We start from the raw sequence: 12,583 nt of genomic DNA, 5'->3' as shown, positions 1-12,583 counted from the left end.
ATAAAAGGATACAAGATGAAATTTTTATTAAAACCTTTAAGTGTGGTGGTTGGTGTGATGATATTGACAGCGTGTGCCACCACCAAAAGTTCTGATATTGCACCTGTGATGTCTACTCAAATTCAGCACAGCCCACACGGTCAACCCAAAGAAATCTTGCAAGAAGCCCTAAAATCACAATTGCGTTCATCATTTGATTATCGTACAGAAGTTTATGTATCCAACCAAATCCGCCGTGAAGTGTTGGCAAATGCTACGCCTGAACAACTGTCGGCTTATGATGATATGAGTGAAAAGTGCAACATCACGCATGATGAGGCTTATGTGGCACTCCTAAAAACGGTCAAAGCTGATGATGGTGATATTGATGATGATAAATACAGCAAGCAAAAAAAACAAATCAAAAAAGAGTTTTTGGCATGTCAAAACAGCTTGATTGCCGAAGATGATATTTTTGCTTTGGGTAAAGACCATGATGCGTGGGTTAGTGGCAAGACACTTGAAAAAGTGATGCAAGCAGTACATGACATGAAAAACAACACCAAAGCACACGACATTCACCATACCGCCCTAGATGCAAAAAAAGCCACATTGGTTCATGAATACCTCATCAAACCAACCGCCATCTCTATGGTGGGTAGCTATGAGCCGTTAAAGGGGGTCATTACCGCATTACCAAGTGCCAATTATCATGCCAAAAACATCAAACTACACATCAATCAGCCTGTTTATGTGGATTTGAATGCGGGCGGGGTTTATTTTTGGGCGGATAATTTTGCGTTGGCAAACAGTCAAGCGTTGGATAAAACGTTGGGTGATAAATGGAAAGATAAATGGCTATTTTTGCCCATCAATGACGGCAGTTTGCCAGAAAATTTTACCAAAGATTTTATCATGGCGATAAAGGAGGCTCAAAAAGAGCGATTCATGGTGCTACCTGCCCAAAATTTTGGTCAGGGCATGACAGCGTTGCCATTTTTTGATAACTTACCAACCGACAAGCAAACACTCATCAAAAACACGCCTCACATCATTGCCATTACAAGCAATCCTAAGGACAAGGCGTATGCCGACTATGTCTTTAAGGATAATTTGTATCACACCATCGTGGCAAAATATCCCATGCTTGCCCCCCAAGACATCAACCATGAGGAGCGTGAGATTGTTGATGGTGAAAGTGTGATTCACGTCAAAAATACCGAAACCACCTTGGAAGATAAAGAGGTTAAACCAACCTTTAACAGTCGTTTTTTTATGACAATGTTGATGTCAAGTTTGCAAAATCAAGCCTTGGCATACCAAGACGAACTTGCTAGCCAAGAGGATAAAGATGAAAAAGTAAGTCAATACACGCCTGTTACACATTATGGGCTAAACGGTACCAAGATTGCTTGGCTTCATCAGCGTTATTATCCAAGTAGTCCCAAAGTGGCGTATGATGAGCCAGTATTGGTTGATGTATTTACACAGATTCTGCCCAATCATTCTATGAGTTTTGAACGACTACCAACCCATCTACAACGCCCCACTGCTGATAATACCGTCAACTTGTTTGATTATCAAGATAAGTTGCAAAAAGCCTTAGAAAATAGTGATGATAAATATCTAGGCATTTTGTCAAACCTACTTTTTGGGCAAGGTGAAGCGAGTGCCGAGAGTTTGGAGGGTATAGAATTGGGTGATGAGCCGTAATGATTGGGCGATGAGTCTGCCAATGGGAACTCATGTTGTTTGAGGGTGGTTTAGAAAAACTAAGACATTAACACGCATTGAAAGACAAAGCCTTATATCGTATGACTTAGACTAATAAACAGGGGCTGGTATCCACCAACCCCTAGTCATTTACAGACTCTCCATGCTCCATCTTGGTACGCACGCCACTGACAAATCGTCCGTTTGTCCCATGTTGAGCCGACAAAATCCTGCATAAGCTATCATCGCTCCATTATCCGTACATAGGTGTATGGGAGCATAGTGAACGTGGGCGTTGACTTTTTGTAATGCTTGTTCCAATTGGGTGCGTAGGGCTAGGTTGGCAGATACGCCCCCTGCGATGATGAGTTTTTTAAGCCCAGTTTGTTTTAGGGCTTTGATACATTTTTTGGTGAGGGTGTCCACCACCGCATACTGAAAACTAGACGCAATATCTGCTCGCACTGTAGGGTCATCGTCCGAACCTGCTGTGTCTTTGATGAGATTGTGCACTGCTGTTTTCATGCCACTAAAACTAAAATCCAAGCCCTGATGGAGTAGGGGGCGGGGTAGGGTGTAGGCGTGGGGGTTGCCATTTTTGGCAAGTTTTTCCACATTTGGTCCCCCAGGATAGGGCAATCCTAGCATTTTGGCAGTTTTGTCAAAACATTCGCCTACCGCATCATCAATGCTCTCTCCCAAAATCTCATACTGCCCCACACCGTCTGCACGCACAAGCATGGTATGACCCCCTGACACCAAAAGGCACACGAAAGGAAAATTAATGTTGTCATCACCCAAAAGTGGTGCAAGCAAATGCCCTTCCATGTGGTGTACGCCTATCGCTGGCACGTCTAGGGCATAGGCAAGTGTCCGCCCAAACAACGCCCCTGTCATGAGTGCCCCAATCAAACCCGGCCCTTTGGTGTAGGCGACTGCATCGATGTCTGTTTTGGTGATGTTGGCCTGTTTTAGTAATTCGTCCAAAAGTGGTGTCAGTTTGCGAATGTGGTCTCGGCTGGCAAGCTCTGGCACAACCCCACCATAAGTGGCATGCAACTCCACTTGGCTATATAGCACTTGGGCGAGTACGCCCCCTTTGCCGTCATTGAGTGTGCTGTCATAAATAGCAAGTCCTGTTTCATCACATGATGTTTCTAAACCTAATACTTTCATGATATTCTTGATTTAAAAATTATCATTATATCATTTATGCCTTGATTTTCTAAAATTTTTGGCGTAAAGTTTGCCAAAATATCGGACAAATTTTTCATGCAACCATTTTTACACAAATTTATCATCGGTCTGACAGGCGGTATTGGTAGTGGCAAAACGGCGGTGAGCAACTGGTTTGCCACACAAGGTATTGACATCGTAGATGCTGATGTGATTAGCCGAACCATTACTGCCAAAGGCTCACCGATTTTGACAGAATTGCAAAAAGCCTTTGGGGCAGATATTGTGGTTGGTGGTGAACTTGACCGTGTGGCATTGCGTGGGCGTATTTTTAATAACCCAAATGCAGTGGCACGCCTAAACGCCATCACTCACCCTGCCATTCGTGCTGGTATCCACAAGGAGTTATCAAAGACAAAGAGTCCTTATGTGATATTATCCGTACCACTTTTGTTGGAGAGTATTAAGGGTGAAGACAAGGGATTGACGGCGTTGTGTCAGCGGATTTTGGTGGTAGATGTTCCTGTTGATGTTCAAATCAAGCGAGCCAGTCAGCGAGACGGTCAAAGCCAACAGCAGATTTTGGACATCATCAGCCGCCAAATTGACCGAGCAACTCGTCTTGCTTATGCCGATGATGTGGTGGATAATTCAGGAGATTTGGAGGCGTTGTATGCACAGTTGGCAATACTACATGATAAATATTTGACATTGGTTGATAAAAGTTTATGAAAATAACACGGCAATTAACATTATTGGTGGCAGGTTTGGGCGTGAGTGTGTTTGCCCATGCTTGCCAAATTCCCAAAAGTTATTATAAACACGTCAGTTGCACCGCTCGGGCAGGCGTGTATTTGGCGGTCAAAGATGATGGTGCACCTGTGGCTCTTCTTGATAAAAAGGGTGAAAAAATGACGGATTTGTTCGCTTATGAGCGGGCATTGGGTGGTGAATTTCACTCAGGATTGTTGCCAGTCAAAAAGGGCGGTAAAGTTGGCTACATCAACGAAAAAGGTAAAGTGGTGGTTAATTTTAATTACCAGCCAATGAACGGCGGTGCGTGGGCAAGGGGCGTGCATGAGGGACGGATTGTGGTGCGTCAAAATGGTGGGTTTGGCGTGATTGATACGACAGGCAAAACCATCGTCAAAGCCGATAAAAGCATCACGTCCATTAGTGATTTTGTTGGTGGTCGTGCAACAGTCGTTACCAAAAGCGGTACGTATGCTATTGATAAATCAGGTCAAAAACTGCCCTCTGCCCCCACTGCCATGCCACAGTATACGCCAAACACCAAAACTACTGACACCAAAACCTCTTTGCCAAAACCTACTGTTCAGATGGCGTTGTTTCCTAGACAAGTGGATGGTAAATGGGGGTTTGTTGATGGCGATGGCGTGCCGATGATTCGGTATGTCTTTGATGAGGTCAAGCCATATAGCGAGGGGTTGGCAGGTGTGCGACAGGGTGATAAATGGGGGTTTATTGATGTGGGGGGTAACTTGGTCGTGCCGTTTCGGTTTGAGGTGGATGGGTTTGATTTTGGCAGTGAACATTTACCCAAATACAAAGAGCCATTGACTTTTTATCAAGGAAAAGCATGGATTGCCAATTTGCATGACGGTACAAAGTTGTGTATTAACAAAAAAGGCACAAACGTGGAGTGTTAAAAAATGATTAGTGTATTTGATATGTTTAAAATCGGTGTTGGACCATCAAGTTCGCATACGGTTGGACCTATGGTGGCGAGCGGACAATTTTTGGTGTATCTTGATGAAGTGCTTGCAGGTGAGTTTGGCGGTATTAAAAAAATCCAAATCGCTCTGTATGGTTCATTGTCTGCCACAGGCAAAGGACACGCCACCGATACGGCGGTACTGCTTGGGCTTTTGGGGCATGAGCCACGCACGATAGATACGACACGTACTGATGAGTATCTATCGCTCATTTATCATCACAAAAAGATGAATTTGGGTGGTCGTCATCTGATTGATTTTGATGAAAAAACAGATATTTTGTGGTACAGCGATGTAACCTTGCCTCAACACCCCAACGCCATGAGCTTGACAGTGATTTTGGCAGATGGCAAAACGCATACTCGCACTTATTTTTCGGTGGGTGGGGGTTTTGTGTTAGATGATGTTGGCATTAAGGAAAATTTACAAACTCAAACAGAGACAACCTCGCCTTATCCTTATCCGTTTGAAATGGCGACCGATTTATCCAGACTGTGCCAAACGCATGGGTGCTCTATTAGTGAGCTGATGATGAAAAATGAGTTGGCGGTTCGGACAGAAGATGAGATTAAAGAATATCTCAACGAAATTTGGGAAGTCATGCAGGCGTGTGTATCCGAAGGTTGCCAAAAAGATGGTATCTTGCCGGGGGGACTTGGCGTAAAACGCCGTGCCAAAAATCTATATGACCAACTCTCCAAAGAATATGGCAAATCAGATGGCGGGCTTTTGGCGATGGATTGGGTGAACCTATATGCTCTTGCCGTCAATGAACAAAATGCCTCAGGTGGACGTGTCGTTACTGCCCCCACCAATGGAGCGGCAGGGATTATTCCTGCGGTGCTTCATTATTATCGTGGGTTTATTCCAACGTTTAGCTATCAGGGTGTGCGTGAATTTTTACTTGTGGCTGGGGCAATTGGTGCGTTAATCAAGCAGAATGCTTCTATTTCTGGGGCAGAAGTGGGCTGTCAAGGCGAGGTTGGCTCTGCTTGTGCAATGGCAGCAGCAGGATTGGCTCATGTGCTGGGTGGAACGGTGGCTCAATGCCTAAATGCTGCCGAAATCGGACTTGAACATAATCTTGGTCTAACCTGTGATCCCATTGGTGGACTGGTTCAGGTGCCGTGTATTGAGCGTAATGCAATGGCATCTGTCAAAGCCATCAACGCTGCTCGCCTTGCCTTGCGTGGTGATGGCATACATCATGTGTCGCTTGATAAGGTGATTTTGACCATGAAAGAGACAGGGCTTGATATGATGGATAAATACAAAGAGACGGCACGGGGCGGACTTGCTATCCATGCCGATAATCGCATTCCTAGTGTGTTTGTTGGTCATGGGTTTAGTCAATGTTAATTGATTTTTTATTTAAAAAGTAGTATAATTGAGTATTTATTTAATTTTTGGATTTAATATGAGTCAACCATATCAACATACTGCACTTCGCGTAGGTGTGACAGCATTAGTGGCAGGTGTCTTGATGTCGTGCGGTTCTGCTCCAAGAACCAATAATCAGCCTACTAGGGTTATCAATGCCAATAACCCAAATCCATCGGTGGTTATCATTCATAATCAGGCGGGTATGCCAGTCCAACCTGTTAGTACCACCATTAACACAACGACCTCTTATCATACCCCCATTGCAATGCCATCTATGACGGCAACGCCTACCACTCCTATGCAGGCATCAACTGTTCCGACTCATCAATACAGCAGTTTTAACGAATGGAAAAATGACTTTATCCGCCGTGCCATAGCCTCTGGCTATTCTAGTGATAGCGTCAACCGCCTGATGAATGGGGTAAGCCTAAATAGCCAAGTGGTTGCTTTGGATAAAAAACAAGCCGAATTTTCTAAAATGCCTTGGGAGTATATTGAGGGTGCTGCCTCAACCAACCGCATCACACAAGGCAGAAAACAGGTGAGCGAGTATCCATCGCTTCTAAGTCGCCTAGAGCAGCAGTATGGTGTACCCAAGCAAATCGTGGTAGCGATTTGGGGCTTGGAGTCCTCTTATGGTGCTGGTACAGGTAGCATGAATTTGGTTGATGCCTTGTCCAGTTTGGCATATGATGGTCGTAGACGTGCCTTTGCCGAAGGTGAACTGTTGGCTATGACACAGATGATTCAGCGAGACGATGTTGCCAGAAGTGAGCTAAAAGGCTCGTGGGCAGGTGGTATGGGGCATACCCAATTTATCCCATCAACTTGGCTACAATACGGTGTTGATGGCAACAATGATGGACGTAAAAATCCTTGGATGGTGTCTGATGCGTTGTCGTCAACTGCCAACTATCTGGCAAATAGCGGTTGGGTGCGTGGTTTGGAGGCTTATTATGAGGTACGTTTACCAAGCAATTTAAACCCACAGCTTATCGGTCAAAGATTGCCCTTGGATACATGGCGTGCTTATGGTGTGTCGCCAGTGGGTAGTGAGTATATGGCAGGTCAAGCTTTGGCAGAACTGTGGTTGCCTGCTGGTATCAACGGACCTGCACTTTTGACTACCCAAAACTTTGAAGTGATTAAAGTTTATAACAACTCTACCAACTATGCGTTGGGTGTAGCACTGCTTGGCAAACGTATCAATCACCAAGACGGTATTGTGGCAGGTTGGCCTCGTCAAGAGAAACCTTTATCTACTGAACAAATCAAAAGATTACAACAAAACCTCAATCAAAAAGGCTACAATACAGGCACACCTGATGGCATCGCAGGGGCGAATACTCGCCGTGCCTTTGCTCGTTGGCAGGCGGATAATGGGCGTCTTCCTGATGGATTTATCACTCAAAATTCTGCTCGCACATTGATACAATGATTGATTTGGTGTAATATGATAGGCGTGTTAAATTAACCGCCTATTCTTTTGCTGTTGATGATTATAAATGGCAAATGAGACTAAGTATTACAATTCCTCCAATCTTAATAAATCGTGAAAATGACCACTTCCCCCAAACCCCAATCCATTACTCTGCTAGGTGCCACAGGCTCTATCGGTGCCAGCACGCTTGATTTAATCCGTCTGCATTCAGGCAGTTACCGTTTATTTGCTGTTTCTGGCTTTTCTAATGTACAAAAGCTTTTGGACATTTGTCAAGAATTTAACCCAGTATTTGCGGTGATTGGCGATGCCTATTTTGAGGAATTTAAAAGCAAAATCAATGCCTTAAAGCTATCCACCCAAATTTTAAAAGTAAGTGATGGGCTAGATTTTATTGCACGGCACGACAAGGCTGATACGGTGGTGTGTGCCATTGTGGGCGGAGCAGGGCTTAGCTCCACTTTATCGGCGGTACAAGCAGGCAAAAAAGTGCTCCTTGCCAACAAAGAAGCCCTTGTGATGGCAGGCGATTTGGTCATCAAAACTGCCAAAGAGACAGGGGCAACCATTTTGCCCATTGACAGTGAGCATAACGCCATTTTTCAATGTTTGCCAAAGGCACTACAAGATGATAATACCTTGATGTATCAAGAAAATTTTGGCATAAAAAAACTTTGGCTAACCGCAAGCGGTGGGGCGTTTTTGCATAAATCTTATGACCAAATGCGTACGGCAAGTGTCGCACAGGCGGTCAATCACCCCAACTGGTCAATGGGGGCAAAAATTACGGTGGATTCCAACACGATGATGAATAAGGGCTTGGAGCTGATTGAGGCTTGTCATCTGTTTGGTGTGGGGGTGGACGATGTGGGCGTGGTCATTCACCCTCAAAGTGTGGTGCATTCAATGGTGGAGTATGTGGACGGCTCGTTTTTGGCACAATGTGGCACACCTGATATGAAAACACCGATTGGCTATGCACTGGCTTATCCCAATAGAATCAAAAGTGGGGTTAAGCCATTAAATCTCTTTGAAATGTCGGCATTGGAATTTATCAAACCTGATGAACAAAAGTTTGCCTGCCTAGCCCTTGCCAAACAAGCAATGAAACTTGGCAATGGGGCGTGCATTATTTTAAATGGGGCTAATGAAGTGGCGGTGGAGGCATTTTTAAAAGGCAAAATTAAATTAACCGATATTGCCAGTATTGTAGAAAACTGTTTGAATGTTGATGAATTGACAAATGAATTAACAAAAAGTTTTGAGAATTTGGCGGATATTTTGGATTTGGATAAAAGGGTTAGAAAAATTGCTCAATTGATGATTTATCATATTTGACAGGATAAAAAAATGTATAAAATGTATATTGCTATTTTAGACAGTGTGCCAAATTATATGGTGCCAACTTTGGTGGCTCACGCCGTTTTGTCAGCACATTTAAAATTTTCAAGCCAAGAAAATAATGATGACTATCAAGATTGGTTAAAAAACTCTTTTCGTAAAGTTGTTGTTAGTGTTAATCAAAAAGAATTTGAAAAAATAAGTTTGTTAAATTGTCATTTGGCATTCGAGAGTACGATTTTAAATGGCAATGTATGTTGTGCAGTTGTTTATCCAATGACAATAGAAAATACACCCAATGTTTTAAAATTTGCCAAAATGTATCAGCCTATTGAGAAAATTTGATTTTAAAATAATTAAGAAACGATAAACACAATTTTGACCACCAAAGATTATTTTATACCCAAACAACTTAAAAAGTGCTACAAGTTTGTTTTTGGGTGTAAGCAGGTGCCACGCACCATTAAAAGCACCAATCCCAAAACGGTGCATTATACGCACCTTGCAATTGATAAATTTAATCACCAAATTTGACAACAAAGGGTAAATAATGAAACAACATCAATACCATATGAGTATAGAACATATTGCCGACCCACAAGGCAATAAAATAGAAAATCAGTCATTACATTTAATGCCCCCAATCACGATGATTTGTTTATGCTTTTACAAAAAGTCAAACAAAATCGCCCAGAGATAAACCAAGAGGATTTAACGCGTTTTTTGATTGGATTAAAAATGTTTGGCGAGGTGGTATTAGAAAATCGTGACAATGAATTTTTTAATCAATTTTCGCCATTGGTGAAAGAGATGATGATGACTTTAAAGGGCAAAAAGAGTTAATATTTTTTAATAATGAGGTTTTTTATGAAAAAACGATTATTAAGCACAGCACTGTTAATGACTTTAACCGCTTGTCAAATACCAGCCGTTTCTAATGATGACAATCAAACAAAAACAATGAAGCAAAATACCATTCCAGAGCATTTGGATTTTTCTAAATTAACAGGCGAAAAACGCTCATTTGAATTGGGTGGGCAGACCATTTTTTATCGTGCTTATGAAAATATCGTTTATGTGGCAAATCCTGTGGATAAAGCCTATCAGACGATGAATATTTATATTCCAGAAGGCTATTTTAACAACCAAACCATCAACGATTTTAATCAAGACACCGCCCCAATTTTTTTCCCCAATGGCGTGGGCGGTTATATGCCCGCCAAAGCCCAAAAGGTAGAAATCAATAAAAGGAACAATCAGTCCAACAGCCTAATGGTGGCACTCTCCAAAGGCTTTGTGGTAGCAAGTGCTGGTGCAAGAGGACGCACGCTCAAAAATGAAACTGGCGACTATATCGGCAAAGCCCCAAGTGCGATTGTGGATTTAAAGGCGGCAGTACGCTATTTAAAAGCCAATGACAAGGCGATGATGGGCGATGCTAATAAAATCATCTCTAATGGCACATCAGCAGGCGGAGCATTGTCGGCACTTTTGGGAGCAAGTGGCAATAGTAGCGATTATGAAGCGTATTTAAATGAGCTTGGGGCATTAAAGGCAAGTGATAAGATTTTTGCGGTGTCGGCATATTCCCCTATTACCAATTTGGAAAATGCGGATATGGCGTATGAATGGCAATTTAATGGCGTGAATGATTATCAAAAAGTGAGCATTCAAATGCTTGATTATAATGTAGAGCGAAAACTCATTAAAGGCACGCAAACAAAAGAACAAATACAATTATCGGATAAATTAAAACCCTTATTTGCAAACTATGTCAATGGCTTAAACTTAAAAAATCACCATGGCGAATTATTAAGCCTTGATAAAAATGGCAATGGCACTTTTAAAACACATCTTGAACATTTATTGATAAAGTCTGCCCAAACGGCACTTGATAACGGCACCGATTTATCCAAACAAACTTGGCTAAAAATACAAAATAATAAGGTTGTGAGTGTCAATTTTGATGATTATGCCAAATTTATTGGACGACAAAAAGTCACTCCTGCATTTGATGGCGTGGATTTAAGTACAGGTGAGAATAATTTGTTTGGCAATGCCCATACCGATAATCAGCATTTTACTTTATTTTCAATGACACACAACACCGCCCCAAATGCCACTCGTGTTAGCGATAATAGCGTTAAAATGATGAATGCAATGAATTATGTTTCCAAAGACACAGGAGCAATTCATTACCGCATTCGCCACGGTCAAAATGACAAAGACACCTCGCTTGCCATACCTGCACTTTTGGCATTAAAACTGCAAAACACACAGGGTAAAACGGTGGATTTTGCTGTGCCGTTTGGACAAGGACACAGTGGCGATTATGATTTAGAAGAATTGTTTGCGTGGGCAAAAGAGATTAGCATAGAGAGCAAGCAGGCAAATAAATGAACGGATTACTTATGTTTTTGGCGGCGGTTTGTGTTTTGACACCGCTGGTTGCTTTGCACGAATGGGGGCATTATATTGTTGCTCGTTTGTGCGGGGTGAAGGTTTTGACTTATTCTATTGGAATGGGTCCACGCCTCTTTGGCTGGACTTCCAAAAAAACAGGCATTGACTATCGCATATCCGCCCTGCCTTTGGGTGGCTATGTCAAAATGCTGGACGAGCGAGAGGGCGAGGTTGCCGAGAGTGAGAAGCATTTGGCCTTTAACAATGCTCACCCACTTAAAAAGATTGCCATCGTCATCGCAGGGCCTGTGATGAATTTTTTGATTGCCATTGGGCTGTTTTTTGTGATTTTTTTAAATCCAAGCGAACAACTTAACACCAGAATTGGTCGCATCATTGCCGATACGCCTGTTGCCAAAAGCACATTAACGGTGGGCGAAAAAATCATCGCCATTGACGACAAGCCTATTAACACTTGGGAAAATGTCAATTTTGCACTGGCTGACCGCATGGGTGAGAACGGTGTGGTTAATATCAGTACCGACAAGGGCAAATACAGTATAGAAGTTGTGGATTTTATGCAAGGGGCGGATAAGGGCAAAGACCCTTTGACGGCAATTGGGGTATTGCCTTATCGTCCTATCGTACCGCCTGTGATTGATAAATTGACAAAAGGTGGGGCAGGCGAGCTGATGGGCTTGAAGGTGGGTGATAAAATCACTCATATTGACGGCAGGGTGATTGATGATTGGTTATCTATGACGCAGATAGTACAAAACAATCCTGAAAAAATGCTTGTATTTGGCGTGGTACGAAATGGCGAAAATGTAGAAGTTAAGGTCATGCCACGAGCTGTCAAGGCAAACGGTCGTACGATAGGACAAATTGGTGTTGGCCCTAGAAGCGTCAACTTTGACGTACCAGACGATTACAAGATGACGGTACATCACACCCCAAAAGAAGCCTTCACAAAAGCATTTGTTAAAACTTATGACTTGTCAGTAATGACGCTTAATGCCATGGGCAAAATGCTCTCTGGGTTGATTGGTATTGATAACTTGTCAGGACCTATTACGATAGCAGAAGTGTCAAAAGATAGCATACAGATGGGTTGGCTACAAGCCTTATCTACTGCAGGACTGATTAGCCTATCGCTTGCGGTGCTAAATTTGCTCCCCATTCCTGTGCTTGATGGTGGGCATTTGGTGTTTTATACTTATGAATGGCTTGTGGGAAAACCCATCAACAAACAATGGCAAATAAAAGCCATGCAAGTAGGTATGTTATTACTGCTTGGTTTCATGGTGCTTGCGACTGGTAACGATATTTTGCGAATACTTGGTTAAAAGCGGTTTTTGGTAAGAATTGGGTAAAATTTGCATAAAAATTTCAAAAAAATGATAATTTTACT

At 42.7% G+C, this 12,583-nt stretch carries 11 protein-coding genes; 10 read left to right on the top strand and 1 reads right to left on the bottom strand.

The window, feature by feature from the left end; genetic code table 11:
- Nucleotides 1–15 precede the first annotated feature (15 nt).
- Nucleotides 16–1,692 carry a hypothetical protein gene (locus tag MOB01S_RS01215; protein ID WP_066800405.1) on the top strand — a complete coding sequence of 559 codons (1,677 nt, stop codon included), beginning with the start codon at nucleotides 16–18 and terminating at the stop codon, nucleotides 1,690–1,692.
- 150 nt (nucleotides 1,693–1,842) lie between these two features.
- Here the strand turns inward: MOB01S_RS01215 and tsaD are convergent, their stop codons facing one another.
- Nucleotides 1,843–2,868, bottom strand: coding sequence for a tRNA (adenosine(37)-N6)-threonylcarbamoyltransferase complex transferase subunit TsaD (gene tsaD, locus MOB01S_RS01210; RefSeq protein ID WP_066800402.1), 1,026 nt, complete (start codon nucleotides 2,866–2,868; stop codon nucleotides 1,843–1,845).
- A 96-nt stretch (nucleotides 2,869–2,964) separates the two neighbouring features.
- Between tsaD and coaE the strand changes: the two genes are divergently transcribed.
- The 9 genes from coaE to rseP all read left to right on the top strand — a co-directional run bounded on the left by coaE (nucleotide 2,965) and on the right by rseP (nucleotide 12,518).
- The gene (coaE, locus tag MOB01S_RS01205) at nucleotides 2,965–3,600 is read left to right on the top strand and encodes a dephospho-CoA kinase (protein WP_066800399.1); all 636 of its coding nucleotides are present in this window, start codon (nucleotides 2,965–2,967) and stop codon (nucleotides 3,598–3,600) included.
- Entirely contained in the window at nucleotides 3,597–4,538 is a 942-nt protein-coding gene (locus MOB01S_RS01200; RefSeq protein ID WP_066800396.1) for a WG repeat-containing protein, read from the top strand. The genes coaE and MOB01S_RS01200 overlap by 4 nt, the downstream gene beginning before the upstream one ends.
- A gap of 3 nt (nucleotides 4,539–4,541) precedes the next feature.
- Nucleotides 4,542–5,963: an L-serine ammonia-lyase gene (locus MOB01S_RS01195; protein WP_066800394.1), complete on the top strand. Its 1,422-nt coding sequence runs from the start codon at nucleotides 4,542–4,544 to the stop codon at nucleotides 5,961–5,963.
- A 58-nt stretch (nucleotides 5,964–6,021) separates the two neighbouring features.
- Nucleotides 6,022–7,425 (top strand): lytic murein transglycosylase, encoded by a 1,404-nt coding sequence (locus MOB01S_RS01190; RefSeq protein WP_066800392.1) that lies wholly within the window; start codon nucleotides 6,022–6,024, stop codon nucleotides 7,423–7,425.
- Between the two features lie 120 nt (nucleotides 7,426–7,545).
- Nucleotides 7,546–8,766, top strand: a complete 1,221-nt coding sequence (gene dxr / locus MOB01S_RS01185) for a 1-deoxy-D-xylulose-5-phosphate reductoisomerase (protein WP_066800390.1) — start codon at nucleotides 7,546–7,548, stop codon at nucleotides 8,764–8,766.
- Between the two features lie 12 nt (nucleotides 8,767–8,778).
- On the top strand, nucleotides 8,779–9,114 hold the full coding sequence (locus MOB01S_RS01180; protein ID WP_066800388.1) for a hypothetical protein: 336 nt from the start codon (nucleotides 8,779–8,781) through the stop codon (nucleotides 9,112–9,114).
- A 279-nt stretch (nucleotides 9,115–9,393) separates the two neighbouring features.
- Nucleotides 9,394–9,612, top strand: a complete 219-nt coding sequence (locus MOB01S_RS01175) for a DUF3861 family protein (protein WP_281177216.1) — start codon at nucleotides 9,394–9,396, stop codon at nucleotides 9,610–9,612.
- Between the two features lie 24 nt (nucleotides 9,613–9,636).
- The gene (locus MOB01S_RS01170; RefSeq protein ID WP_084349563.1) at nucleotides 9,637–11,169 is read left to right on the top strand and encodes a subtype B tannase; all 1,533 of its coding nucleotides are present in this window, start codon (nucleotides 9,637–9,639) and stop codon (nucleotides 11,167–11,169) included.
- Complete coding sequence (gene rseP / locus MOB01S_RS01165) at nucleotides 11,166–12,518, top strand: RIP metalloprotease RseP (protein ID WP_066800379.1); 1,353 nt, start codon at nucleotides 11,166–11,168, stop codon at nucleotides 12,516–12,518. The genes MOB01S_RS01170 and rseP overlap by 4 nt, the downstream gene beginning before the upstream one ends.
- The last annotated feature ends 65 nt before the right edge of the window (nucleotides 12,519–12,583 follow it).

The organism is Moraxella oblonga NBRC 102422 (genome assembly GCF_001598275.1).
Lineage (GTDB): Bacteria > Pseudomonadota > Gammaproteobacteria > Pseudomonadales > Moraxellaceae > Moraxella > Moraxella oblonga.
This window is presented reverse-complemented; position numbering and strand designations above follow the sequence as displayed.

Coding starts and splice junctions, on each gene's coding strand:
- MOB01S_RS01215 (WP_066800405.1), top strand. CDS start 16: ATGAAATTTTTATTAAAACCTTTAAGTGTGGTGGTTGGTGTGATGATA.
- tsaD (WP_066800402.1), bottom strand. CDS start 2,868: ATGAAAGTATTAGGTTTAGAAACATCATGTGATGAAACAGGACTTGCT.
- coaE (WP_066800399.1), top strand. CDS start 2,965: ATGCAACCATTTTTACACAAATTTATCATCGGTCTGACAGGCGGTATT.
- MOB01S_RS01200 (WP_066800396.1), top strand. CDS start 3,597: ATGAAAATAACACGGCAATTAACATTATTGGTGGCAGGTTTGGGCGTG.
- MOB01S_RS01195 (WP_066800394.1), top strand. CDS start 4,542: ATGATTAGTGTATTTGATATGTTTAAAATCGGTGTTGGACCATCAAGT.
- MOB01S_RS01190 (WP_066800392.1), top strand. CDS start 6,022: ATGAGTCAACCATATCAACATACTGCACTTCGCGTAGGTGTGACAGCA.
- dxr (WP_066800390.1), top strand. CDS start 7,546: ATGACCACTTCCCCCAAACCCCAATCCATTACTCTGCTAGGTGCCACA.
- MOB01S_RS01180 (WP_066800388.1), top strand. CDS start 8,779: ATGTATAAAATGTATATTGCTATTTTAGACAGTGTGCCAAATTATATG.
- MOB01S_RS01170 (WP_084349563.1), top strand. CDS start 9,637: ATGAAAAAACGATTATTAAGCACAGCACTGTTAATGACTTTAACCGCT.
- rseP (WP_066800379.1), top strand. CDS start 11,166: ATGAACGGATTACTTATGTTTTTGGCGGCGGTTTGTGTTTTGACACCG.